The following is a 22790-nucleotide window of genomic DNA, read 5'->3' on the forward strand; positions in this document are numbered from 1 at the left end:
TATTTCAATGGTTGACCTCAGAGAACAAGGTTTCTATTTTGTTTCTGCCTTCAATATAAATTGATTAAAGCAAGGCTAATAAAAATGGCGTCTGCAATATATTGTCGACAGCTTATAAGCACCACTAGGTTGATGAAATGAACAAGGATGACGCACTTCAGCGCTCATTCTGCCACTAACAGGAATCGATATGCACACATCCACGACCAGCATGACGACTTGGTTGACGCTCGCCGCCCTAGTATCATCGGCCCCGGTCGCCGCCGCCACCTCGGGCTCCCATTATCCCATGGGCGCCGAAGGCGTCAAAGCCGCTACCGCGCCACCTCCCGGTCTCCATTACCGCCTGTACAACACGCTCTACAGCGCTGACACCCAAACCAATAATGCCGGTCAGGACAGCGGCCTGGATTTCAACCTGGATCTGTTTGCCCAGGTGCACAGGTTTGTTCAGGTTACCGACACCAAACTGTTTGGCGCCAACTGGGGCTATAATGTACTGATCCCACTGATTGACAAAGAACTCTCCATCGAGCCACTCGGCGTCAATGACAGCCATAGTCTGGCTATGGGCGACATTGTCATCGAGCCCCTGTCCCTGTTTTGGTTTAAAGAACGATTCGATGCCGCCTTTGCCCTGGCGGTGATTGCGCCCAGCGGCGACTTCGATGCCCGCCAGGCGGTAAACCCCGGGTTTGGGTATTGGTCGGGGATGCTATCAGCAGGCGCGACCTATTATCTGGACGAGCAAAAATCCTGGTCGTTTAGCGCCCTAACGCGCACCCTGATTAACGGTAAGCAGGAAGATACCGATATCCGTCCCGGGGCTGAATTTATTATTGAGGGTGGATTAGGAAAGGAATTCAGTATTGATCACACCTGGTTGTTACAACCGGGCTTCAGTTATTGCGCGTCTTGGCAGATTAGCGATGATAGCAAAGATGGACATGGAACAATTGCCAATGAGAGAAAACGAGCATTCGGTTTGGGCGCCGAAATAAATGCTTTCTATCTGCCCTGGCTAATGCAAGTTAACTTCCGCTACGTCAAAGAGCTTGAAACAAAAAATACCACCGAAGGTTCGTCTGCAGTATTAACCTTCACCAAGTCATTCTAGAGCTAAAAATACTAAACCAGTTGGTGCTTTAATGACAAAGTACCAACTGGCTGCCCCTGCCCATAATTATAATGGTGACTATTCTCTAACCCTATTAATCCACTTGCTTAAACTCTTGAGCAAAGAAATCCAGCACCACCCGCACTCGGTGCGGCATATAGTGTCGGCAAGAGTACAATCCCCAAGTGGTAATTCCGGTGCCGTACCGACCATCAAATAGCTTCACCAATCGTCCCTGCCGCAGTTGCCGTTGACACATCGCCGGGGCCACCCAGGCGATACCGAGGCCATCTTCTGCCGCCGAGATACACAACTCATTGATCTCCGATTCCAGCGGTCCATTAACCTCCACCTCATGGAGGCCATCGGCGTCGTGCCAAAGCCAACTTCGGGCTGACTTGGTGCCCTTGGCAGACAGCAGGCAGGGATACTGGCCTAATTGCCTGGGGTGGACCAACTGAGGGTGGCGACGGACAAACTCCGGACTGGCAATAAAACACCGCTCAACCGTAGTCAGTTTACGCGCCACCATAGAGCAATCCGGCGGGCTCTCATGGCCGACAAAAAACACCAGATCCGCCTGCACCTCCATCGGGCTCTGCCGACTCTGGTAGGAGATGAATTTCAACTGCAGGTCGGGAAACTGCTGATGAAAACGCATCAGTGCCGGTCGGCACACCAGGTTAATGAAATCCAACGGCGCCGCCACGGTAATGGCCCCTTCGGGCCGCCCCTGCAACCGGCCGACGCTCAACTCCAGCTCATCCACTTCACAGAGAATAACCCGGCACCGCTCCAGCACCGCTTCTCCAGCCTCGGTTACCGTCAGTCCCCGGTGGGTCCGCTCCAGCAACCGGCAGCCAAGGTGTTGCTCCAACTGAGCGATGCGCCGGGAGACTTTGGAAACCGGAACGCCGAGGATGCGAGCGGCTTCGCTTTGGCTGCCATGCTCAACGACGGCGCTGAACAGGGCCAGATCTTCTGTCTTCATAATGGGTCGGGTAAGGTAGCAAAACTCTGCCGCCATGATGCGCTAAAGCGGACATCGATAGCGTGATCCACTGCCGGCTTTATTCGACTCGGCGCGGTGTTGGCCCCCCTAAAACAGGAGCCAGACAGCAGTTTTCAAAATAACTGCAGTAGCTCACACAAAACCAGCGAGGAACAGCGCAACAAAAAGGCGGCCTGAGGGCCGCCTTGATGTGGTCGCGTTTTAGATTCAGCGGTTGCCGTTCACGTCTGCGCGATTGCCTGAGCGACGATTGCCGGAGGCATTGGCCGATGGCTTAGCGTTCCCCCGGTTGCCGCCACTGCGACGCCGTTGACCAGCGGGCTTAGTGTCGCCAGAGTGATTGCCTTGACTACCGCGGTTGGCGCCAGGCTTACGGCGACGGGGTTTTGCCCCCTCACCGCCAGCACGCTCGCCCTCTCTTTGAGGACGGGGCTTCTTCGGCTTTTTACTTTTCGGAGGACGAATCGCCTTGGAGTCCGGCAACTCATGCGTAGGCTCGTGGCCCGGCATTACCTGGCGATCCAGGTGACGTTGAATCAACTGCTCGATGGCCACTAACTGCTCAATCTCATCGGCACACACCAGAGAGACAGCATGGCCGGAGGCGCCGGCTCGGCCGGTTCGGCCAATGCGGTGGACGTAATCTTCCGCTACCTGGGGCAAGTCAAAATTCACCACCTGGGGCAGTTGATCGATGTCCAGGCCACGGGCGGCAATGTCGGTCGCCACCAGCGCGCGAACATCGCCGGATTTGAAATTCGCCAACGCCTTGGTGCGGGCGCCCTGGCTTTTATTACCATGAATCGCCGCGGCGGTGATCTTACGCTCTTCCAGGTAACGGGTCAGGCGGTTGGCCCCGTGCTTGGTACGAGTAAACACCAGCACCTGCTGCCACTTATTGTCGGTAATCAGTTGCGCCAGCAGCGCCGATTTACGCTTCTTGTCCACCGGATGCACCATCTGCTCGACGGTCTTGGCCGCCGCATTGCGTGGCGTTACCGAGATCTCCACCGGGTTGTGCACCAGGCCTTTGGCCAGATCGCGAATCTCTTCGGAGAAGGTGGCCGAAAACAGCAAATTCTGCCGTTTGGCCGGCAGTAGCGCCAGAATCTTCTTGATGTCGCGAATAAAGCCCATGTCCAGCATGCGGTCGGCTTCATCCAGCACCAACACTTCCAGCTGGTCAAATCGGACCGCGTTTTGCTGATACAGATCCAGCAACCGACCCGGGGTCGCCACCAGTACGTCTACCCCTTTGCGAAGTGCCGTCATCTGCGGATTAATGCTGACCCCGCCAAACACCACCGCCGAACGCAGCGGCGTATTTTTGCCGTACTTTTCGACGCTCTCCTGCACCTGGGCCGCCAGCTCGCGGGTCGGGGTGAGAACCAATGCCCGGCACTTATTGCTGCGGGCACGCTGGCCATCGGCCAGACGATGCAGAATCGGCAGGGTGAACCCAGCGGTTTTTCCGGTTCCGGTCTGTGCCGCCGCCATGACGTCCTGACCGTTCAGAACCGCAGGAATGGCCTGTGCCTGAATCGGTGACGGGGTGTCGTAGCCCTGTTCGGCTACGGCATCAAGAATCGGTTGGGACAAACCGAGTTCAGTAAACTGCATAAATCGCGCTCTCTCGCTGTGACGGACCACAGCGGCCGTCAAATGAACCGCGAAGTGTACCTGATAGCGGAGGACACTGCCGACTTTTCTTGGCGATTGGCGCAATCTTTATCTAATCCGGGCAACAATAATGCCCTCCCCCAACCCGCTAAAAGGCAGAGGCCTGGGGCTCCTCTATCGACAAACACGTCCTCGCCGTCATTCCCCTGAGGTGATGGCGCAGGAATAAAAGGCTAAAAATGCGAACCAACCACCACAGGCCTTCCCTGTGACCGCTGTGACCAGAAGCTCGAAAACGGTACGCGATCAGAAGCGACCGATGGCAAAGGGGGCCAAATCAATATCCGTCGCCTGCCCCGCCATCAGTTGTCCCAACAATCTGGCACTGGTGGCGGCCTGGGTCAGCCCCAAATGCTGATGGCCAAAACTGAAGAAACAGCGCCGATGATGGCAGCCGCCGATCACCGGCAGCGAATCCGGCAGCGAAGGTCGACAGCCCATCCAGCGCTCCCCTTGTCCCTGACGAACATTAAGCTGAGGTAACAGCGCCTTGCCTTGATGCAGCAGGATGTCGGCACGCCTGGGGTTCATCGGCGCATCCCGCCCGGCAAACTCCACCGTCCCTGCCAGCCGAGTCCCCGCCGCCATCGGGGTAATGATGAACTTACGCTCCGCCGAGGACACTGGCCGGCGTAGGCCACTGTGCTGCGTCAACATCAGGTGGTAGCCTCGCTCCGCCTCCAGCGGTACCCGATAGCCCAACTGGGCCGCTAACGCCGCCGACCAGGCGCCGGCGGCCACCACCAGCCGATCGCCATGAAATTGCCGGCCATCGGCCAGCGTGATCGCCGCTTCGGGCGTAACGGCCGTCACCAGCCCCCGCTCAAAACGGACCCCACGCTGCAATAGGGTCTGCATCAGCCCCTGGCACCCGCCATAGGGATCCAGGGTGTGACCGGTTTCGGGAAACCACAGCGCACCGGACAGGGTCGAGGACAAGCCCGGTTCCAATTGATGCAGCTGCGCAGCGTCCAGCCAGTCACAGATAACACCGGCCTCTGAAAAAGTGCGTGCCTGGCGCTGCTGCTCGGCGATGGCCGTCTGTTCGTAGACCAACAACGACCCTTGCTGCTGCAACCACTGAGACTGGCCGCACTCAGCCAACACTCCTTGCCAATCTTCCATGGCTCGACGGTTGAGCGCGGTTATGGCCGCCTGATTGTGACGGCGCCGCGCCGGCGTCATGTTGGCCACAAATCGCATCAGCCAGGGTAACGCCTTGAGAAAATAACCACCACGAATACGAAACGGCCCCAGGGGGTCCATTAGCATCGCCGGTACCTGGGGCAGCAATGCCGGATCGGCCAGGGGAAATACCTGCTCGGTAGCGAAATGACCGGCATTGCCAAAGGAAGCCCCGCGACCCGGCTCATCCCGATCGACGACGGTCACCCGATCACCGGCCTGAGAGAGAATCCAGGCCTGAGTCAGGCCAATGATGCCAGCGCCAATGATAAAGGTGTGCGGGCGTTCCATGGTCACCTCAACAAAAATCCCTGAGAAAACGGGTCGTCCGGCTCCAACACAAAGGTATGTTCACCGGTAATCCAACTGCGGCCACTGACCCGAGGCAGCAGCGCCGCCTTGCCGTGATAGTCGACGGCATCGGTGGCCGTGACCGTCATTCGACCGCCAACGATGCTCTCTATCATCAAGGGTTGGCCCAATGCCACCTGGTTGCGGGCATGCAACAGCGCCACCCGACCGGCAACCCCGGTTCCGGTAGGACTGCGGTCCACTTCGCCATCGGCAAACACACACACATGACGACTGTGGCAATCCGGATCCCGGGTGCGGGCCGAAGTAAACAGGGTGCCGTACAGAAAGCTGAGGTCCGCTTCTTGAGGATGAGCCAGCGGGTGCGTCGCCATCACCGCCTGTTTGATCGCCCGCCCAGCGCTGATCAGCGTCGGCAGCCGCTCCGGATCACAACTCAACCCCAACGCATCGGCATCCACATAGGCGTAGTAGGCGCCGCCAAAACCGATGTCATACCCCACCGTCCCCAGTCCCGGCACCTCGACCCGACAGTCCAGGGCTTCGGCCCAGGATGGCACGTTGATGAAGCTGGCTTCGATGCCCCCGGCACCGTTGCGCCACACCTGAGCCTGAATCCGTCCGGCCGGGGCATCGATATTGATGGTTTCGGGCATGGCGGTGACGCTGAACCAACCGCATTTCGCCGCGGCCTGCACCACCGCCAGAATGCCATGACCACACATGCTGGAGTAACCCTCGTTATGCAGAAACAACACCCCGAAATCACCGTCCAGGGTGGTCGGTTCGGTGAGCAGCGCACCGTACATGTCCGCGTGACCACGGGGCTCATGCATCAACAACCGACGGTAGTGATCCAGATGGACCTGCAGGTAGCGACGCTTCTCCAGAATGGTGCTACCTGGGATCGGGGGATAGCCGCCGGTAATGATCCGCAGCGGCTCACCCTCGGTGTGGGCGTCCAGTGTGGTTAGAGCCTCGGCCGCCAATGGCGCCGGCAGGGTCAGAGAGAGCATAAACGGGTCCTTGTCCTTACTTCGGCGCCGGTAGCAAGTTTGAATTGCCCCGGCATCTTGCCTGTGCGATAACCTTAAGGTAACATAATTTTGGCTTTTGCATACAATATACATGGACACTCTGAACAATTCAGACAGTTACAATACGACACAGGAAGGAACCCCAATGAAGGTAAACTGGAACGGCGTCTATCCAGCGATTTCGACTCAATTCAACGACGATGGCAGCATCAACTTTGAAGCCAACGCTCGCATGCTTAACCAACTCATCGCCGAAGGCATCGATGGCATCATTGCCCTGGGAACCGTCGGCGAGAACTGCTCACTGAGCGCCGAGGAGAAACGCCAGTTTCTGCGCCATACCCTCAGCGTCGCCGCTGGCCGAATTCCGGTGATCAGCGGCTGCGCCGAAACCACCACTCAGTTTGCCATCGACTTTGTCGGCGATGCTCAGCAGATCGGCGTCGATGGCATCATGCTGTTGCCGGGTATGGTCTACCGCGCCAACCGGGACGAGACCCTGCACCACTATCAGCAGGTCGCCCGGGCCACCTCGTTGCCGATCATGATCTACAACAACCCGGTGACCTACGGCGTCGATGTCGACATCGAGATGACCGGAATCCTGGCCCAGGAACCAAATATTGTCGCCATCAAGGAGTCCACCACCGACACCCGCCGCCTGACGGAACTGCACAACGCCTTTAAAGATCGCTTCATCCTGTTCTGCGGCGTCGACGACATTGCCTTGGAAAGCCTGATGCTCGGCGCCACCGGCTGGATCTCCGGCCTGACCAATGTCTTCCCGCAGGAATCGGTAACCATCTACAAGCTGGCCCGTGCCGGTCGCTATGAGGAAGCCAAGGAGATTTGGCGCTGGTTCCTGCCGCTGCTGCGCCTGGACACCGTCCCTCACCTGGTGCAATGCATCAAATACGCCGAGCAGTTGGCTGGCCGCGGTAGCGAAAACGTTCGCGCCCCGCGCCTGCCCCTTTCCGGTGCCGAGCGCGCTCGGGTCACTCAGGTGTATAACGACGCCATTGCCAACCGTATCGATCTGAGTCAATACAACCTGGACTGATTGAGGAGCCGGCATGATCAAAGGCACTTTTTTCTGTATCGATGCCCATACCTGTGGCAACCCGGTGCGACTGGTAACCAGCGGCCACCCGCCGCTGCGGGGCCACACCATGAGCGAAAAACGCCAGGATTTTCTGGCCCATTACGACTGGATACGCCAGGCATTGATGTTTGAGCCACGAGGCCATGACATGATGTCCGGCGCCCTGCTGTATCCGCCCTGCTCGGCCAACGCCGATGCCGCCATCCTGTTCATCGAAACCTCCGGCTGCCTGCCGATGTGCGGCCATGGCACCATAGGCACGGTTACCGCCGCGCTGGAGGCCGGATTGCTGCAACCGCGCACCGAAGGACGACTGGTCCTGGATGTCCCTGCCGGCCAGGTGTCGGTGCACTACCAGCGCCGGGGCCATAAGGTCGAGCGGGTACGCATCACCAACGTCGCCAGCTACCTGGCCCACCGGGACGTGGTCGTGTCGGTGCCCGGACTGGGCCAACTGACCGTCGACGTCGCCTATGGCGGTAACTTCTACGTCATCGTCGAGCCTCAGCAACACTACCTGGGCCTGAAACACTGGGACGCCGACACCCTGCTACGCTGGAGCCCTCGAGTACGACAGGCCGCCCGCCAACAATTGAGCTGCCACCACCCGCACGACGCCAGTGTCGAAGGGATCTCCCATGTGCTGTGGACCGGGGAGCCCACCCAGCCGAACTCCGATGGCGCCAATGCGGTTTTTTATGGCGATCGGGCCCTGGATCGCTCTCCTTGCGGCACCGGCACCAGTGCCCGCATGGCCCAACGTCATGCCAAGGGGTTGCTGGCCACCGGCGAGCGTTACGTGCATGAGTCGATCATCGGCAGCCAGTTTACCGGCACCGTCACCGCCACCACCGAAGTGGGCCCCTATTCGGCCATCGTGCCGGAGATTGAGGGCTGGGCCAGAGTCACCGGCCATAACACCATCACCGTCGACGACGACGACCCTTACGCTTTTGGCTTTCAAGTTAAATAAGGAATTTTCATGTTAACCCTTCGCGGTCAGCACTTGATCAATGGACAGTGGGCCGGTCAGCCCGACAGTGACTTTCACAGCCTTAATCCGGCCACCAACGCCCCGCTGCCGTGGCAGTTTGCCGATGGCACCGAAACCGATGTCAGCCAGGCCACCGAGGCCGCCCGGGCTGCCTTCCTAGAGTACCGGCTGTGGACGCCATTACAGCGGGCCGAACTGCTGGAAGCCATGGCCGAAGCCATCGAGGCCCTTGGCGACACCCTCACCGACGTCGCTCAACAGGAAACCGCCCTGCCCGCCGCCCGGCTCAATGGCGAACGCGGCCGCACCTGCGGTCAACTGAGGCTGTTCGCTACGCTGCTGCGCCAGCCCAAACAGAGCCAAATCATCGATCTGGCCCAACCGCAACGCACCCCGCTGCCCAAGCCGGACATTCGACTCGACCACCTGCCCCTGGGACCGGTGGCCGTCTTTGGCGCGTCTAACTTCCCTTTGGCCTTTTCCGCCGCCGGTGGTGACACCGCCTCGGCCCTGGCCGCCGGTTGTCCGGTGGTCATCAAAGGCCACCCGGCCCACCCGGCGACCACCGAGATGGTGGCGACGGCGCTGCTTCGAGCCATCGAGCAATGTGGCGCCCCCAAAGGCGTGGTCAATCTGATTCAGGGCCGCTCGCCGTCCCTGTCACGGGCGCTGGTTCAGGACCCGTGCATACAGGCGGTGGGCTTTACCGGTTCATTTGCCGTCGGCCAGCAGTTGTCTCAACTGGCAGCCAGCAGGCCGCAGCCCATCCCCTTCTTTGGCGAACTGGGGTCGGTCAACCCCCAGTTTTTGTTAGCCGAAACTCTGGCACAAAACGCCGAAACGCTGGCTCAGCAGCAAGTCCAGTCGATGATGATGGGTCAGGGGCAGTTTTGCACCAGCCCCGGCGTGGTCATCGCGCCTCGGGGAGAGGGCCTGGACCGTTACCTGAGCGCACTGGCAACCGCCGTCAGTGAGCAGCCTTGTGGCACCATGCTGACCGCCGGCATTGCCACGGCCTTCCATCAGGGAGTGGCACAATTGGCGGCCACCGACGGCGTCGATGAACTGGCCCGGGGCCAGGCACTGCCGGGCACAAACCAGACTCAGGCCTGCGCCTTTGTCACCACGGCGGCGGTGGCGCTGAGCCGCCCCCAACTGCTGGAGGAGATCTTTGGCCCTGCGGTGCTGGTGATCGAGACTCAGGACGATCAGCAGCGACTGCAGTTGGTGGACGCCCTGCCGGGGCAGCTCACCGCGACGGTACACGGCAGTGACCAGGAGATGCAGCAGCAAGCCGCGCTGATCACTGCCATCGCCCACAAAGTAGGTCGCCTGATCGCCAACCAGATGCCCACCGGCGTCGAGGTCTGCCACGCCATGCAGCACGGCGGTCCCTGGCCGGCCGCCACCCACAGTCAATCGACCTCGGTAGGGGCGGAAGCGATAAAGCGCTTTACCCGGCCACTGGCCTGGCAGAACATGCCGCAGTCGCTGTTGCCAGAGTCATTGCGGGATGACAGCGATGCACCCCAGCTTCGCTATTGACCGCTAGATACGCCACTTTGTATACAAAAAGGGCCCAAATCTGGGCCTTTCGCTTTTCTTCACCCTACAAACTCGTTAACCTATAACCTGACTAATCAATAAGTAAGCAATCATGAGTCAGGCCAGTCCCATTGTTCATAAAACCCGCACTCAACTCGTCGTTGAAGTACTGCGCGAGAAGATCCTTTCCGGAGACATCAAGGCGGGTGAACCCCTGCGCCAAAGCGCATTGGCTCAGGAGTTGAACGTTAGCCGAATTCCGGTTCGCGAAGCCCTGTTGCAACTGGAAGCGGAAGGCCTGGTGAAGTTCGAAGCCCACAAAGGGGCCACCGCCACCGAATTGTCGGTAGAGCAAGCCAGCGAACTGTTTGAACTGCGCGCCCTGATTGAACCTGATCTGCTGCGCAAGTCGATCCCCAACCTGACCGAAAAACAGCTGAACCACGCCGAGGAGGTGTTGACCAAGCTGGAGTCGGCATTTCGATCGGAAAATGCGGTCAACACCTGGAGTGAACTCAATACCCAATTTCACGCCTGCCTGTATCTGGGCGCCAACCGTCCCCAGGCCATGGAAGTGATCAAAGGCCTTAACACCAATTCCGATCGTTACATTCGCCTGCAGCTGTTGCTGACCGGCGGCATTCCCCGAGCGGAAACCGAACATCGGCAGTTGCTGGAACTGTGTCGCTCCGGCCAGATCGACGCCGCTGCCACCCTCCTCGTCAACCACATCTTGCACGCCAAAGACGGCGTCAAAAAGCTGGTTGAAGAACACGTTAACAACGACAAATAGCCGCAGAGAGTCCGGTGATACAACCGTTTCCAGTCCGGGCTGCTACCTTTATAGCTATCGACCCTGTGAGCAACCGCGCCCCAGTTCTCGACGGCCATACTGCTGCGAAAATCCGATTTAAGCGCTCCCTTGGGGAGTGCTTTGCGTTTTTGGAGAGTCTCCATGCTTAATGCTCAAATTACCGGTTGGGGCAAATGTCTGCCTCAGGCCACACTCAGCAACCACGATCTGGCCACCTTTATGGACACATCCGACGAATGGATTCGCAGTCGGACCGGCATCGGCCAGCGTCACATCAGCCATGTCAGCACCTCAGCGATGGCCACCGTTGCCGCCCAACATGCCCTGGCGGCCGCTGGCCTACAGGGCAGCGATCTGGACATGATCATCCTTGGCAGCGCCTCACCGGATACGCTGGTGCCCAACATCGCCGCCACGGTGCAGGCCAACATCGACGCCCAATGTGCCGCCTTTGACATCAACGCCGCCTGCTCCGGATTCCTGTACGGTCTCGGTCTGGCCACCGCCCAAATCAAGAGTGGCCAGGCCAAGCGAGTGCTGGTGATTGGCGCAGAACGACTGACCTTCCTGCTGGACTGGCTGCAGCGCGATACCGCGGTGCTGTTCGGTGATGGCGCCGGTGCCGTGATTCTGGAAGCGGTGGAAAGCGAGGAACCACAAGGCGTACTCAGCTACGCCATGAACAACGATCCTCAGGCAAGGGAGATTCTCAAGGTAGCCGGCTTTGGCACCGATATGGACCGGCTCAGCCCAACCGCCACCGAGTTCCAGTTTCAGTTTGAAGGCCGCGAAATCTTTAAACGTGCCATTGCCGGCATGTCGGCACTGGGCAAGCAAGTTCTGGAGGAAAGTGGCACCGGTCTGGAAGATGTGGACCTGGTGGTGCCCCATCAGGCCAACGTGCGCATCATCGACACCCTGATCAACAAATTAGGACTGGCCAAAGACAAGGCCTTCATCAATATCGAGAACTACGGCAACACCTCGGCCGCCACCGTACCGATTGCCCTGTGTGATGCCCTGGATCAAGGTCGGATTCAACCCGGTGACACCCTGTTGTCTTGTGCCTTTGGCGCTGGCCTGACCTCCGCCGCCGCCGTCATCAAATGGGGCCCTCGCATTACTCCGATCAACCGGAGTGATGCCAGCCTGCCCGCCTGTGACAAGACCGGCCTGGAGCTGATTGCCGACGCCGTCGCCGCCAGCCAGAAACGCCATCAGCAACAAGGCTGAAGTCTCGTCGGGCTCACGGCGTTCGCCGCGTCGTGAGCCTCAATCCAGCCGCCTCACCTTAGCCGCATCCCAATACAGGTCCTGGCCAAAATGCTGGGCCAACGCCTGATTCAAAGCACCAAAACTGTCAAATCGCCGCTGTTTGCCCGACAGGCAGAACCACACGAACCGATAGCAGTTGTCCTTTAACAGATCGTAACGTCGATACTGATACAGCGACTGACCCGAGCGCTCAATGGCGCCAAGATCCACCAGGGGGCGATGATGGCGGTCAACGCACACAAACAAGCGTTGACCAGTGCGCCCCTGCAGGAAACGCCTTGGGGACACCACTCGAACCAGACCGCTGCCATGCAGCTCAACAATTTGATCGTCATCGACCCAGATCCCCACGTGTTCAATAGCCCCATACACATGGCAGGCCACCAGGGAACCTGGTTGGGGCGCTACCCGGGCCTTGCCACTGGCCCACTCACTGGGGCGCAGCACCATCTGTGGGCTGTCACTACGATCGTGATAGCGCCGCTGCTGCTTCTTGTCACGACTGCGCTTGTAATCCGCCGCCACCAGCCCTCCGGCCAGCGCTGCCAGTATCCAGGGTAATGCCATGGCGCCTCCCACATCGACTCCCATTAATCCTAGCAACTCCTGGGCCGGTTTCTGCAGTCACAAAGTGTATCCAGTTATAACACTAGGTTCAGAAGCCATAAGTAAGCACAGCTAAACACCCATTCAAGCTAGGTTCAGAATCTCTATTTTGGCAAATATATGACTTATAAATCTGATACTTAACCTATTTTTTAAGCCCTGGCGTAGGCAAACGGTTTCCGGCGGCATACTCTGACGCTAAAGCTGTGACCACATTGGGTCGATATGAACAGCAGGGCCACTGCAGCGTGGCCACAGATCAACCACAGAACAGCGGCGTTTACGCGCCGATACAGGGTAGTACCGACATGAAACCGCGCATCACACTTACCGCTCTCTTCGTCTCCAGCCTGATTCTGGGCGGTTGCCAAAGCACACCAAAAATCGTTGCCGAACAGCAAGCCGACGCCCAGGCTACCGAGTTTTTCATTCAGGCCCAGTCTGCCGTTGACGCCCTGGCGCAGCGACTGACCCAGGCGCAGGCCGATGATCTGGCCCTGCATGCCCCGGATCTGCTTGAGGAAGCCAAAGATCAGCACAAGGACGCTCAAGAGGAGTTTGACGACATTCGCTACACCCCCGCCGAAGCCGATCAGGGCACCGTTGACGACATTCTGGTGGCGGTACTCAAGGCCAACCAGGCCCTGGACAGCGGCTACCTGATCAAACAGACCGCCGAAAAAGTCCTCGCCGACGCCATGGCGATGCGCGCCCGCCTGCAACAACTGGATGCCGCCAGCTACTTTGGCAAGCAGATGCGCCGGGCCGAGCAACAGTATCGGGATCTGCTGGAGGAGGTGGCCGATGGTGACATCGAAGACGCTCAGGAAGGACAAGCCGAACTGATCAAACTGCTCAGCGCCATCGAGATCAAAACCGTGGAACGCCTGACCCTGACCGGAGTGAAAAAACAACTGGCCAGCATGCAGAAGAACCGGCTCGCCCGCTCTGCACCGCTGAGCTTCCAGCGCGCCGTGGCCAGTATGGAACTGGCCAAGTCGGTGATCGCCTCGGACCCGAGAAACGACAAAGCCATCGAGGCTGCCGCGACCCAGGTACAATTTGACCTAGACCACGCTCAGCACATCGCCCAGGCGGTCAAAAATCTCGACGCCCTGGATGAGGACGACTTCGAAAGCTACATCCTGGCCCAGGAAAACCGCCTCAACCAGGTGGTTCAGGCCCTGGGCAGCGACGACGTGCGCGATCGCCCTTTCAGCCAGCAAACCCAGGCCATTGTCGAGGTCGCCACCAAGCTGACCCACAGCGCGGCCCAACAGCACCTGGAGATTGAACGGCTGATGCTGTCACTGGCCAGCCACAAATCCGAAACACCGGTACAGGAAGCCGTGACTGAAGCGGTTGAATCTGATGCGGTTGAAGTTGAGGCCAAAGTCGAAGCGGATGCCGAGAATGTTGACACCGCTCCGGTCACCGCGCCACAGCCGGTGGCCAGTACCCCCGCGGTCAACTAAGGCACGATCAACTGCGCCAGCCCTGGGTTATGCCCCAGGGCACTGGCCTGAGCCAGCAGCAACTCGCCACAGGCCAACGCATCCACCAGGGCGTTGTGGCCCGGGTACACCGGCAACCCGTAACGCCGCCGACACGTCGCCAGGGTCAGGTCATCCCGTTGCAGCGTGTGGCCCTGACGCTGCAACCGTCGTTGCTCCAGGGCCAGGGTATCGATGGCCAGCAGCGGCTCCCTTTGCCCCAGTTCCCGCGCCAAGTCCCGGCGTAAAAACGCCAAATCCAGCCCGGCGTTGTGACACACCAATACCCTCCCCTGCAGCAGTGGCCATAGGGATGCCAGCCCCTGGTGCAAGCCCGTGGCCTGTTCCAGCTGGTGATCGACGATGCCATGAATGGTGGCCGACTGCCCTACGCTCTGGCTGGTCCGAACCAGTTGATAAAACGCCTGATGGCACCGCAGCCGCCCCTGGTCGATGGGGATGGCGCCAATACTGACGATCTCATCCTTGGCCGGGTCGAGCCCGGTCAACTCCAGGTCCAGTGCGAGTAGCGGCAGTTGCCGGTAACCCTGGCTCAGACACGAGGCCAAAGAGGAGCGGTGACCACCGCGCCAGTTTCGCCAGCGCCACCGCAACAGTCGCGGATGAAACAGACTCATAGTTGCTTGCCAAATTTCAGTTTGACCCCATCCTGGGCCTGCCCCAACACCACAAAGGCGTCTTTGAGCTGATGACGCACCAGTTGCGACAGGGATTTGGGCTCCAGATAGTTGCTGATTCGATCGCCCGCCAACCATTGTCGATGCTGGTTATCCAGCCGCTGAGCTCGAATAAACTCCAATGCATCGGCCAGGTTGAGGGCATCCTTACGGGTCAACAGCCCCGCCTCCATGGCCGCCTTTAGCCGCTTCGGCGTTTCCACTTCGTCACTGCCGCACGCCAGGGCGTACAGACGACCGATGTCGTTGATGATGGCCAGGCCTCGGTGCTTCAGATCCACCCCCGCTTTCTGCTCGCCGTCTTTATCCAGCACCCACTGACGAAAGAACCCCAGCGGCGGTCGCCGCGCCACGCAGTTTTGCGCCAGATAGGCCAGGAAAAACTCGCTGCGCTGAGCCTGCTCCAGCACCTGCAGTTGCAGTCGCCGCGCCAGTTCGGTGTCACCGGCCACGCCACGAATGTCAAAGAAGATGGAGCTGTGCATCACCGCCTTGGGCTCAGGCTCACTCATCCAGTGACTGAACTGCTGTTGCCAGCTTTGAAGCGACCGACACCACTTAGGGTTCATCGCCATAATCTCCCCTTTGCAGAGCACAAAACCACAGCGATCCAGCCCCCTGCAAACCGATTCCGCCAGAGCCAGGAAATAACGTTGCTGGGTTGCATCCGGCTCTTCGGCCAGCAGCAGGCCATTGTCCTGGTCCGAACCAATGACCTGGTCCATGCGAGCCTGGGAGCCAAACGCCAGCCAACACCAGTCCATGGGGGCTTCGCCCAGGGTTCGCTGCGCCAGGGCAATCAACCGCTCGGTCAAACGGTCGGAGATGGCGGTCAACAGCCGCCCCACCTGCTCCGCCGACACCTCGGCGGCCACCAACGACTTCACCAGATTCGGCACCCCGTCCATCACCTGAACCAATTGTTCCTGGTTCTGACAGCGGTTGAGCTGCTTAATGATCAGCGCCGGATCCGAGTCCAGTTGCCGCATCAGATCGTTGCTGGTCACCAGCCCCTTCAACTGCCCGTGTTCGGTGATGGGCAGGTGATGGATGTTAAACCGGGTCATCAGCAACTGGGCATCGAACCAGGTCTCCTGCGAAGTCAGGCAACGGGGCGACGCGGTCATCACCTGCTTGACCGCCACCCCGGGGTCGACGGCCTTGGCCAACACCCGATTGCGCAGATCCCGATCGGTGAGGATTCCCACCAACTGCCCTTCGGCGGTCACCGGCAGGCAGGAGATTCGGTGCTGGCTCATCAGCCGCGCGGCCTCTGCCACACTGGTGTCGCCGCCGCAACTGACCACCTTGGCACTCATCACCTTGGACAATCGCATGGCATTGGTGTGCCGGTGGTTGTCATAACGCACCCCGAGACGGATGCGCTGGCCATGTTGACGATTAAAGAAGCGTTCGAACTCCCGATAGCGATGACGCAGATCGTCGAAGGTGGCCAGCGGGATCAGGTACAGCAATCCGTCTTCGATGATGTGGATCTCGGCATCGGTCTGCTCGCCGGTCAACAGGGCCCGAAAGCCGAAACACTGATGGCTGTCGAGTCGGGCCAGCAACTCGCCATCGTTGTCCCTCAGCTCAAACACGCCGCTGGCGATTACGTACAAACAGGGGTTATCGGTGTCAAACTCGATGCGTTTGTCGCGCCGACTGGCGTAGGCGATCTCGATGCGGCCGGCGCACTGCTCCAGCGTCGCCTGGGGAAGCCCGTCAAAGGGCACGGTCTGTGACAAAAATTGGATGAGTGGAGCCAGGTCCATAACCACCGTCCTAATCCTTTAGTCTTAGATGGCTCGTGCCCACCAGATGACTCTGATACCCTCAGATCACCCCAGGCAAGGAGCCCTAAGAATGTTAACTATAATTGAGCCTATCCTAATCGTTTCCGGAATACTATTCGTCACTTACGCCCTGGCTATCTACAGCCGCCGCCAGCAGCACCTCAACGGATTCTGGCAGGTATGGGTCGGAAAACTCAAAGACTTCAACCGACGTGAATTCGGCCTGTATCGCATCGGCATCGTGCTGCTGTTTGTGGGGGTGATCCTCAGAATCGCCAACCTCACCTTCGGTTAACACGCCATCAAACAACATTAAAGGGGCGGAAATCCGCCCCTTTTTCATGCCTCAGTAACAGCCCGTTTCCGGGCTGACTCGGTCGCGCTAGTGCGCCTGGGCATCACCGGAACCTTTCGGGAAACGGATCTGCTCAACCAACTCCTGCACCTCCACCGGCACGGCGGCGGTCATGCGACTGACGACGAAGGCCACCGCGAAGTTCACCACCATACCCAGGGTACCAATCCCCTCGGGAGAGATGCCGAACCACCAGTTAGCAGGCACGTTACCGGCCGGGTTCACGAACTTAAAGTAGATGATGTAGGCGGCGGTAAAGGTGATGCCCGATACCATACCGGCGATGGCGCCCTCTTTGTTCATCCGCTTGGAGAAAATCCCCATGATAATGGCCGGGAAGAAGGACGACGCTGCCAGGCCAAAGGCGAACGCCACCACCTGGGCCACAAAGCCGGGCGGATTAATGCCGAGGTAGCCGGCGACCACCACCGCCACCGCCGCCGCGATTCGGGCATACGCCAACTCCTGCCTGTCGGTAATATTGGGCATCAGTGATCGTTTCATCAGGTCATGGGACACCGAGGTTGAGATCACCAACAGCAGTCCGGCCGACGTGGACAGTGCCGCGGCCACACCACCTGCGGCCACCAGGGCAATCACCCAGTTTGGCAGCTCGGCAATCTCCGGATTGGCCAACACCATGATGTCGCGGTCAATCTTCATCTCGTTGCGTTCATCTCCGGAGTAGAACATACGACCGTCACCGTTCTTGTCTTCCCAGCTGATGAGTCCGGTTTCACTCCAGTTTTCAATCCACTTCGGCGCCTGTTCGGCCACAATGCCACGACCATCTTCACCATTGATGGTGTTGATCATGTTGACTCGAGCGAACGAGGCAACCGCCGGCGCGGTGGTGTACAGGAAGGCGATGAAGATCAGTGCCCAACCGGCAGACAAACGGGCATCGCTCACCTTGGGCACGGTAAAGAAGCGCACAATCACGTGCGGCAGACCGGCGGTTCCCACCATCAAGGCGGCGGTAATGAAGAACACGTCAATGGTACTCTTGGTGCCGTCGGTGTATTGACTGAATCCGAGCTCCGTCGATAGCCCGTCGAGTTTATCCAATAGATACATTCCCGAGCCGTCGTTGAGGGTCGAGCCAAAGCCCAGCTGAGGGATCGGATTGTTGGTCATCATAATGGAGATAAACACCGCCGGTACCAGGTAGGCGGTGATCAGCACGCAGAACTGCGCCACCTGGGTGTAGGTGATGCCTTTCATGCCCCCCAGAACGGCGTAGAAGAAGACGATGGCCATCCCGATAATCACGCCGGTGGTGATGTCCACTTCCAGGAAACGGGAGAACACCACGCCCACGCCACGCATCTGTCCGGCCACATAGGTAAAGCAGACGAAAATGGCACAGACCACGGCGACAATACGGGCAACCTGGGAGTAGTAACGATCGCCGATGAAGTCCGGCACCGTGAACTTACCGAACTTCCGCAGATACGGCGCCAGGCACAATGCCAGCAACACATAGCCACCGGTCCAGCCCATCAGGTACACACCGCCGTCGTAACCCATGAACGAAATCAGGCCGGCCATGGAGATGAACGAGGCCGCTGACATCCAGTCTGCAGCGGTCGCCATGCCGTTAGCCACCGGAGGCACGCCGCCACCGGCAACGTAGAATTCATTGGTGGAGCCAGCCCGAGCCCAGATGGCGATGCCGATGTACAAAGCAAAGGTCAGGCCGACGATAATAAATGTGAGTGTTTGCAGTTCCATGACGCTCTCCTAGTCTTCCTGAACCTTGTACTTCTTATCCAGGGCATTCATTTTCGCTACGTACACGAAAATCAGCGCCACAAAGACGTAGATAGAGCCCTGTTGCGCAAACCAGAACCCAAGCTTAAAGCCGAACAACTTGATGCTGTTCAGCGGCTCTACCAGTAAGATGCCAAAGCCAAAGGACACCACAAACCAGATCACCAGCAGCGTCAGCAGCAGTTTCAGGTTTTCCTTCCAGTAGGCATTGGCCGATTCGTTGTTTTCGAACGCCATAATTGCTCCCCGTTATCTCTTCTTGTAATAGCGATGCAAGGCAGTAACTCTCTGGCCTGTGCAACTGTCCGCGCGCCAAGGTGATGCGAACCTTGGCGAGCGCCGACAACGCCAGGCCAGATGATTAATGTGATCTGCATCTCGACGGTTCTACACTAGCAAGGGGGAAGCGGTGCGCCTCTGAGACCTTAGTCTAAGGGCGGATTGCACTCGAATGAGGATTGAGCTTTAGTGCTATAAAAACAAAGGGATAGCACTATTTTTGAGGGGGTTTAGAGGGGGCTAGACTTTGGTCGTACAGAGAGAAAAAACGCCAGGAATGTCTCCCTGGCGCCGGTCATTAGCCTTTTGAGATTAAGTACTTAATCAATTCAACATAGTCACCCAAGGTTCGGCCGGGATTGACCACCATGTATTTGCCGTTCACCAGCACCGACGGCACCCCGCGGATTTGCGACAGCGTGGTTCTGGAATCGCCATCGGCAATGGCCAGTTTCAAATCGGCACTGTCGGCGGCTTTGTCATAGGCCTCGGGCGTTACCCCGTAGCTGACGAAGAACTGCTTCAGTTGCGCTTCGCTGGTAAACGGCTGGCCCAGACGATGAATCTGGTTGAAGAACGCCTGGTGCATCTGTTCGTTGGTGCCCAGAATCTCGGTCAGATAATAGCCCTTGGCAGCCAGTTTCCAACTGTCACGGCCAAAGCCAACCGGGGTACGCTTCAAGGTCACCTCGTCACCCAGAGCCGCCATGATCTGTTCCAGTGCCGGGTCAAACTTTTCACAATGACCACAGTTGTAAGAGAAAAACTCCCTCACTACCGGCGTGCTGGTCTCGGACAGGCCGTTAATCACCTTATAGTGAACCCCCTCCTTAAACTCCTGTGCCGACGCGGCAAAGGCACTGAACATCATCACTATGGCTATCAATCTTGCGAGCACTGGTTTCCCCTCTCTGTTGTGGTAGCGGCAAACGCTTGCCATGCCGGCTTGCCGCTTGGTAATCGGTTGTGGTTTCCCGTTGCATCAATGTTAACCCACTCACGGGTTTTGGCCAAAATTCGATTCTAAAACGGTTAGTTAAGCTCTGGCACACCTCTTGCTATAAACTCCTGAACCCGGTGCTGCGGCAATGGCCGTCACCGCTTCACCCCTTTGACCTACGGGAACCGGTCTATGCAAATCAATAACAATCAGTTGATGCCGGCATCGCCAGTGAAAACCACGGCGACCGCCATTGGTCAGGAGGCCAAAAACGCCACCTCCACCGCCAATGTTCATAAACAGCAGTTCGACAGTGAACTCAACAAACTGGTGGAGCTGAACCAGGAAAAATCCGCCGCGTTCATCAAAAGCGCCCAGCAGGCGATGAACATGCAAGGCAGCGGTTCACTCAGCAACCTGATTGGTGGTGGCAGTGCCGACCTGGAAGACCTGGCGGACAAGATGAATGACGTCCGAAGTGGTCTGGCAGATCGACAGCAATCGATGATCGCCAACCCCGGTTCCGGCAGCAACTCGCAGTTGCTGTCGATGCTGGGCCAGGCCCGCTCGGCACTGTTGTAACCTGACGGGTGGCGGCGGCGCGGCCGCCCCCATCCGTTAATCTTCCAGCGCCACCTTCAAGGTGATAGTGGTAGATATCGCCTGACCACCAGGCTGATAACTGCTGTCTGCGGCCATCCGCTCCATGGCCATCATCGGTCTCGGCATGGCACCGTGTTGTTCACTCATGGACAGCACTTCACCCAAGCTGTTGCCACTGGCCTTGGCCATCAAACCGGCTTTGGTCCAGGCATCCTCATAGGCTTTGATCAGCAACTGCTGTTGTTGCTCCTTGGCACTGCTGGACCAGTAACTGGGGTTATCCAACTCCGTCACCCCGTGTTGCAGCAACAGCGCGATCCACTGTCCCGAGTCGCCGGCATCCAGATCCAAACCGACACTGCGTGAGGCGCGATAGCCCACCAGGGTGCGGTTGCGATCTTCATACTGATATTCCGGCATCACCCGCAATGAGCCGGCGTCCACCTGCTCCTTGGTGATGTTCTCGTTACGGAACAAGGTCAGCAGCGCGGCCACTTTCTCATCCACCAGGCGCTTGGCCTCGACCGGATCACTGGCCACCTCCTCCACTCTCGATTGCAGATGCACCTTGTCTACCTGAACCGATGCCTGGGCGCTGCCCGTGACCTCGACCCAGCGTTCCCCGGCCACCGCCGTCAACGGCAGGGCCAATAGCAGCCAAAACCATGGTTTCATCGTGCTCTCCTTTTATAAAGCAATCATTTAACTATTTAACGGCAACGAGTACCATAAGACTTCACCGTCAGGGAGTCCGCCATGTCCTCATCTCAACAGCAACTGCTATCACTGCTCAAACGCCTGGGACCCAGTGCCATCGCACCTCTGGCCAAAGCGGTGTCGATGACCACCATGGGAGTCCGCCAGCACCTGGACAAGCTGGAACGACAAGCGCTGATCAGCCATTTCGATAAGCAGCAGGGCAAAGGTCGTCCTACTCGACACTGGCATTTGACCCAAAAAGGCCATCAAAGTTTCGGAGATCGGCATAATGACATGGCAATTCAACTGATTACCGGCCTGGTCGCACTGCAAGGTGAAGCAGCCATGGACGAGTTGTTGCGCCATCGTAACGATCAGCAACTGCAACTCTACCGCCAGAAACTGAGTAAGGACGAGGCGCTGCCGCAGCGACTGGAGCAGCTGGCGCGCCTGCGAACCGAAGAGGGCTACATGGCCCGCATCGAGCCAGACGGCGAACAGTGGCTGCTCATCGAGGACCACTGCCCCATCTGCAGCGCCGCCAAAAGCTGCCAGGGCCTGTGCCGAATGGAACTGGAACTGTTCCAAGCGCTACTGGCACCGGCCCGGGTCATTCGAACCCAGCATATTCTCGACCACCAGCCCCGTTGCTGCTATCGCATCAGTTCCGGCAGTTGATAGAGGTCATCGTAGCAATACTGCCAGTTCAGCTCACGGCAGATTCGGCTGCCATTGCACCAGCGGGGAGAGTCCTGACTCATCACAAACTGCGGTTGTTGCAGCCCTAAAGCCCGGGCACAAAAGCGGTAATAGTCGGCGCGGCTGGGGTGATGGGGACTGGCCAAGTTGTAAGTCCGTCCCCAGGCTCGTTGATCGATCACCGCGCAGATGGCGGCTATCACATCATGGCGGTGCACCAGGTTCACTGGCTCCAGGCCGCCAGCCACCTGGCTTTTCCCCGCCAGGAAACGACCGGGATGACGAGCGCCTCCCACCAGGCCGCTAAGACGCAGCACGGTCGCCTGACCGTTAAACTGCTGTCGGAACAAACGCTCGGCATCCAGCATGGTCAGGGCACGGCTGGAGTCATCGGTCTCATTGTCTTCATCCACCCAACCAACCTGACCACCATAAACACTGGTAGCGCTGGTAAAAATAGCCTGTTGAACCCCGGCCGCTGTCGCAGCCATCAACAACGGCTGCAACCGCTGCCAGAATGGCATTGACTGTTCGCCCCGCCCCGGCGGTATGCACACCACCAGCACCTCAATGCCGGACAACAACTCGGCGCTTACCTCACTGCCGTCAAGCTGCAGCGGCTGAGCGATTACGCCCTGTGCGGTCAGCGCTTGCAGCGCCTCCGGCCGACGGGCCGTTGCCACCACGCGATGGCCGCGCGCAACCAAGTGGGCCGCCAACGGCGCCCCCAACCAACCGCCACCGGCGACAAAAATGGATTGTTTGTTCAAGCTGTG

Annotated in this window: 22 protein-coding genes; 10 read left to right on the forward strand and 12 right to left on the reverse strand. The window is 58.7% G+C overall.

All coding sequences use genetic code 11. The annotated features are described in order from the left end of the window. The first annotated feature begins 190 nt into the window (after positions 1 to 190). A complete protein-coding gene (locus J8Z22_RS12785) occupies positions 191 to 1117 on the forward strand; it encodes a transporter (protein ID WP_252006666.1) in 927 nt (308 codons plus the stop codon). Positions 1118 to 1211: 94 nt separating this feature from the next. On the opposite strand, the gene J8Z22_RS12790 is transcribed toward J8Z22_RS12785, so the two are convergent. The 4 genes from J8Z22_RS12790 to J8Z22_RS12805 all read right to left on the reverse strand — a co-directional run bounded on the left by J8Z22_RS12790 (position 1212) and on the right by J8Z22_RS12805 (position 6322). Further along, positions 1212 to 2108 (reverse strand): LysR family transcriptional regulator, encoded by an 897-nt coding sequence (locus J8Z22_RS12790; RefSeq protein WP_252006667.1) that lies wholly within the window; start codon positions 2106 to 2108, stop codon positions 1212 to 1214. Positions 2109 to 2336: 228 nt separating this feature from the next. Continuing rightward, the gene (locus J8Z22_RS12795; protein ID WP_035415231.1) at positions 2337 to 3749 is read right to left on the reverse strand and encodes a DEAD/DEAH box helicase; all 1413 of its coding nucleotides are present in this window, start codon (positions 3747 to 3749) and stop codon (positions 2337 to 2339) included. Between the two features lie 306 nt (positions 3750 to 4055). After that, positions 4056 to 5285 (reverse strand): FAD-binding oxidoreductase, encoded by a 1230-nt coding sequence (locus tag J8Z22_RS12800; protein ID WP_252006668.1) that lies wholly within the window; start codon positions 5283 to 5285, stop codon positions 4056 to 4058. Between the two features lie 2 nt (positions 5286 to 5287). Then, positions 5288 to 6322, reverse strand: a complete 1035-nt coding sequence (locus tag J8Z22_RS12805; protein ID WP_252006669.1) for a proline racemase family protein — start codon at positions 6320 to 6322, stop codon at positions 5288 to 5290. Between the two features lie 166 nt (positions 6323 to 6488). Between J8Z22_RS12805 and J8Z22_RS12810 the strand changes: the two genes are divergently transcribed. From J8Z22_RS12810 to J8Z22_RS12830, 5 genes are all read left to right on the forward strand, one after another. Beyond that, positions 6489 to 7403, forward strand: a complete 915-nt coding sequence (locus tag J8Z22_RS12810; RefSeq protein ID WP_252006670.1) for a dihydrodipicolinate synthase family protein — start codon at positions 6489 to 6491, stop codon at positions 7401 to 7403. Between the two features lie 13 nt (positions 7404 to 7416). Beyond that, on the forward strand, positions 7417 to 8418 hold the full coding sequence (locus tag J8Z22_RS12815) for a 4-hydroxyproline epimerase (protein ID WP_252006671.1): 1002 nt from the start codon (positions 7417 to 7419) through the stop codon (positions 8416 to 8418). Between the two features lie 9 nt (positions 8419 to 8427). Continuing rightward, on the forward strand, positions 8428 to 9984 hold the full coding sequence (locus tag J8Z22_RS12820) for an aldehyde dehydrogenase (NADP(+)) (protein ID WP_252006672.1): 1557 nt from the start codon (positions 8428 to 8430) through the stop codon (positions 9982 to 9984). Positions 9985 to 10096: 112 nt separating this feature from the next. Next, complete coding sequence (locus J8Z22_RS12825; RefSeq protein ID WP_028111857.1) at positions 10097 to 10777, forward strand: GntR family transcriptional regulator; 681 nt, start codon at positions 10097 to 10099, stop codon at positions 10775 to 10777. A gap of 162 nt (positions 10778 to 10939) precedes the next feature. Continuing rightward, positions 10940 to 12031 carry a ketoacyl-ACP synthase III gene (locus J8Z22_RS12830; protein ID WP_252006673.1) on the forward strand — a complete coding sequence of 364 codons (1092 nt, stop codon included), beginning with the start codon at positions 10940 to 10942 and terminating at the stop codon, positions 12029 to 12031. Between the two features lie 39 nt (positions 12032 to 12070). Here J8Z22_RS12830 and J8Z22_RS12835 read toward each other — a convergent pair whose 3' ends face one another. Then, the gene (locus tag J8Z22_RS12835) at positions 12071 to 12640 is read right to left on the reverse strand and encodes a hypothetical protein (RefSeq protein ID WP_028111855.1); all 570 of its coding nucleotides are present in this window, start codon (positions 12638 to 12640) and stop codon (positions 12071 to 12073) included. 347 nt (positions 12641 to 12987) lie between these two features. Here J8Z22_RS12835 and J8Z22_RS12840 point away from each other — a divergent pair, with 347 nt between their 5' ends. Next, positions 12988 to 14154, forward strand: a complete 1167-nt coding sequence (locus J8Z22_RS12840; RefSeq protein WP_252006674.1) for a hypothetical protein — start codon at positions 12988 to 12990, stop codon at positions 14152 to 14154. On the opposite strand, the gene J8Z22_RS12845 is transcribed toward J8Z22_RS12840, so the two are convergent. Together J8Z22_RS12845 and J8Z22_RS12850 are read right to left on the reverse strand one after the other, a co-directional pair. After that, the gene (locus J8Z22_RS12845) at positions 14151 to 14810 is read right to left on the reverse strand and encodes a 3'-5' exonuclease (protein ID WP_252006675.1); all 660 of its coding nucleotides are present in this window, start codon (positions 14808 to 14810) and stop codon (positions 14151 to 14153) included. The genes J8Z22_RS12840 and J8Z22_RS12845 overlap by 4 nt on opposite strands. Then, positions 14807 to 16645 (reverse strand): DUF294 nucleotidyltransferase-like domain-containing protein, encoded by a 1839-nt coding sequence (locus J8Z22_RS12850; RefSeq protein ID WP_252006676.1) that lies wholly within the window; start codon positions 16643 to 16645, stop codon positions 14807 to 14809. Before J8Z22_RS12850 ends, J8Z22_RS12845 begins: the two co-directional genes overlap by 4 nt. Positions 16646 to 16736: 91 nt before the next feature. Between J8Z22_RS12850 and J8Z22_RS12855 the strand changes: the two genes are divergently transcribed. Beyond that, positions 16737 to 16961, forward strand: a complete 225-nt coding sequence (locus tag J8Z22_RS12855) for a hypothetical protein (RefSeq protein WP_028111852.1) — start codon at positions 16737 to 16739, stop codon at positions 16959 to 16961. 87 nt (positions 16962 to 17048) lie between these two features. Here J8Z22_RS12855 and J8Z22_RS12860 read toward each other — a convergent pair whose 3' ends face one another. From J8Z22_RS12860 to J8Z22_RS12870, 3 genes are all read right to left on the reverse strand, one after another. Further along, positions 17049 to 18755, reverse strand: a complete 1707-nt coding sequence (locus J8Z22_RS12860) for a sodium:solute symporter family protein (protein WP_028111851.1) — start codon at positions 18753 to 18755, stop codon at positions 17049 to 17051. A 9-nt stretch (positions 18756 to 18764) separates the two neighbouring features. After that, complete coding sequence (locus J8Z22_RS12865) at positions 18765 to 19031, reverse strand: DUF4212 domain-containing protein (protein ID WP_028111850.1); 267 nt, start codon at positions 19029 to 19031, stop codon at positions 18765 to 18767. A 340-nt stretch (positions 19032 to 19371) separates the two neighbouring features. Further along, entirely contained in the window at positions 19372 to 19944 is a 573-nt protein-coding gene (locus tag J8Z22_RS12870) for a thiol:disulfide interchange protein DsbA/DsbL (RefSeq protein WP_051252373.1), read from the reverse strand. A 261-nt stretch (positions 19945 to 20205) separates the two neighbouring features. On the opposite strand from J8Z22_RS12870, the gene J8Z22_RS12875 reads away from it, so the two are divergent. Further along, complete coding sequence (locus J8Z22_RS12875; RefSeq protein WP_252006677.1) at positions 20206 to 20595, forward strand: hypothetical protein; 390 nt, start codon at positions 20206 to 20208, stop codon at positions 20593 to 20595. 36 nt (positions 20596 to 20631) lie between these two features. Here J8Z22_RS12875 and J8Z22_RS12880 read toward each other — a convergent pair whose 3' ends face one another. After that, positions 20632 to 21291, reverse strand: a complete 660-nt coding sequence (locus J8Z22_RS12880) for an SIMPL domain-containing protein (protein ID WP_028111847.1) — start codon at positions 21289 to 21291, stop codon at positions 20632 to 20634. An 81-nt stretch (positions 21292 to 21372) separates the two neighbouring features. On the opposite strand from J8Z22_RS12880, the gene J8Z22_RS12885 reads away from it, so the two are divergent. Then, on the forward strand, positions 21373 to 21993 hold the full coding sequence (locus J8Z22_RS12885; protein ID WP_252006678.1) for a metalloregulator ArsR/SmtB family transcription factor: 621 nt from the start codon (positions 21373 to 21375) through the stop codon (positions 21991 to 21993). On the opposite strand, the gene J8Z22_RS12890 is transcribed toward J8Z22_RS12885, so the two are convergent. After that, on the reverse strand, positions 21969 to 22784 hold the full coding sequence (locus tag J8Z22_RS12890) for an SDR family oxidoreductase (RefSeq protein WP_252006679.1): 816 nt from the start codon (positions 22782 to 22784) through the stop codon (positions 21969 to 21971). The two genes, J8Z22_RS12885 and J8Z22_RS12890, sit on opposite strands and share 25 nt — an antisense overlap. Positions 22785 to 22790: the final 6 nt, after the last annotated feature.

The sequence above is a fragment of the Ferrimonas sp. SCSIO 43195 genome, assembly GCF_023716685.1.
In the GTDB taxonomy this organism is placed as follows: domain Bacteria; phylum Pseudomonadota; class Gammaproteobacteria; order Enterobacterales; family Shewanellaceae; genus Ferrimonas; species Ferrimonas kyonanensis.

Excerpts from the sequence above, each read along its gene's own strand:
- J8Z22_RS12790 (WP_252006667.1), bottom strand. The coding sequence starts at position 2,108 with ATGAAGACAGAAGATCTGGCCCTGTTCAGCGCCGTCGTTGAGCATGGC.
- J8Z22_RS12825 (WP_028111857.1), top strand. The coding sequence starts at position 10,097 with ATGAGTCAGGCCAGTCCCATTGTTCATAAAACCCGCACTCAACTCGTC.
- J8Z22_RS12845 (WP_252006675.1), bottom strand. The coding sequence starts at position 14,810 with ATGAGTCTGTTTCATCCGCGACTGTTGCGGTGGCGCTGGCGAAACTGG.
- J8Z22_RS12815 (WP_252006671.1), top strand. The coding sequence starts at position 7,417 with ATGATCAAAGGCACTTTTTTCTGTATCGATGCCCATACCTGTGGCAAC.
- J8Z22_RS12850 (WP_252006676.1), bottom strand. The coding sequence starts at position 16,645 with ATGGACCTGGCTCCACTCATCCAATTTTTGTCACAGACCGTGCCCTTT.
- J8Z22_RS12835 (WP_028111855.1), bottom strand. The coding sequence starts at position 12,640 with ATGGCATTACCCTGGATACTGGCAGCGCTGGCCGGAGGGCTGGTGGCG.
- J8Z22_RS12870 (WP_051252373.1), bottom strand. The coding sequence starts at position 19,944 with ATGATGTTCAGTGCCTTTGCCGCGTCGGCACAGGAGTTTAAGGAGGGG.
- J8Z22_RS12860 (WP_028111851.1), bottom strand. The coding sequence starts at position 18,755 with ATGGAACTGCAAACACTCACATTTATTATCGTCGGCCTGACCTTTGCT.
- J8Z22_RS12820 (WP_252006672.1), top strand. The coding sequence starts at position 8,428 with ATGTTAACCCTTCGCGGTCAGCACTTGATCAATGGACAGTGGGCCGGT.
- J8Z22_RS12785 (WP_252006666.1), top strand. The coding sequence starts at position 191 with ATGCACACATCCACGACCAGCATGACGACTTGGTTGACGCTCGCCGCC.
- J8Z22_RS12805 (WP_252006669.1), bottom strand. The coding sequence starts at position 6,322 with ATGCTCTCTCTGACCCTGCCGGCGCCATTGGCGGCCGAGGCTCTAACC.
- J8Z22_RS12830 (WP_252006673.1), top strand. The coding sequence starts at position 10,940 with ATGCTTAATGCTCAAATTACCGGTTGGGGCAAATGTCTGCCTCAGGCC.
- J8Z22_RS12795 (WP_035415231.1), bottom strand. The coding sequence starts at position 3,749 with ATGCAGTTTACTGAACTCGGTTTGTCCCAACCGATTCTTGATGCCGTA.
- J8Z22_RS12880 (WP_028111847.1), bottom strand. The coding sequence starts at position 21,291 with ATGAAACCATGGTTTTGGCTGCTATTGGCCCTGCCGTTGACGGCGGTG.
- J8Z22_RS12810 (WP_252006670.1), top strand. The coding sequence starts at position 6,489 with ATGAAGGTAAACTGGAACGGCGTCTATCCAGCGATTTCGACTCAATTC.
- J8Z22_RS12875 (WP_252006677.1), top strand. The coding sequence starts at position 20,206 with ATGCAAATCAATAACAATCAGTTGATGCCGGCATCGCCAGTGAAAACC.
- J8Z22_RS12885 (WP_252006678.1), top strand. The coding sequence starts at position 21,373 with ATGTCCTCATCTCAACAGCAACTGCTATCACTGCTCAAACGCCTGGGA.
- J8Z22_RS12865 (WP_028111850.1), bottom strand. The coding sequence starts at position 19,031 with ATGGCGTTCGAAAACAACGAATCGGCCAATGCCTACTGGAAGGAAAAC.
- J8Z22_RS12855 (WP_028111852.1), top strand. The coding sequence starts at position 16,737 with ATGTTAACTATAATTGAGCCTATCCTAATCGTTTCCGGAATACTATTC.
- J8Z22_RS12840 (WP_252006674.1), top strand. The coding sequence starts at position 12,988 with ATGAAACCGCGCATCACACTTACCGCTCTCTTCGTCTCCAGCCTGATT.
- J8Z22_RS12800 (WP_252006668.1), bottom strand. The coding sequence starts at position 5,285 with ATGGAACGCCCGCACACCTTTATCATTGGCGCTGGCATCATTGGCCTG.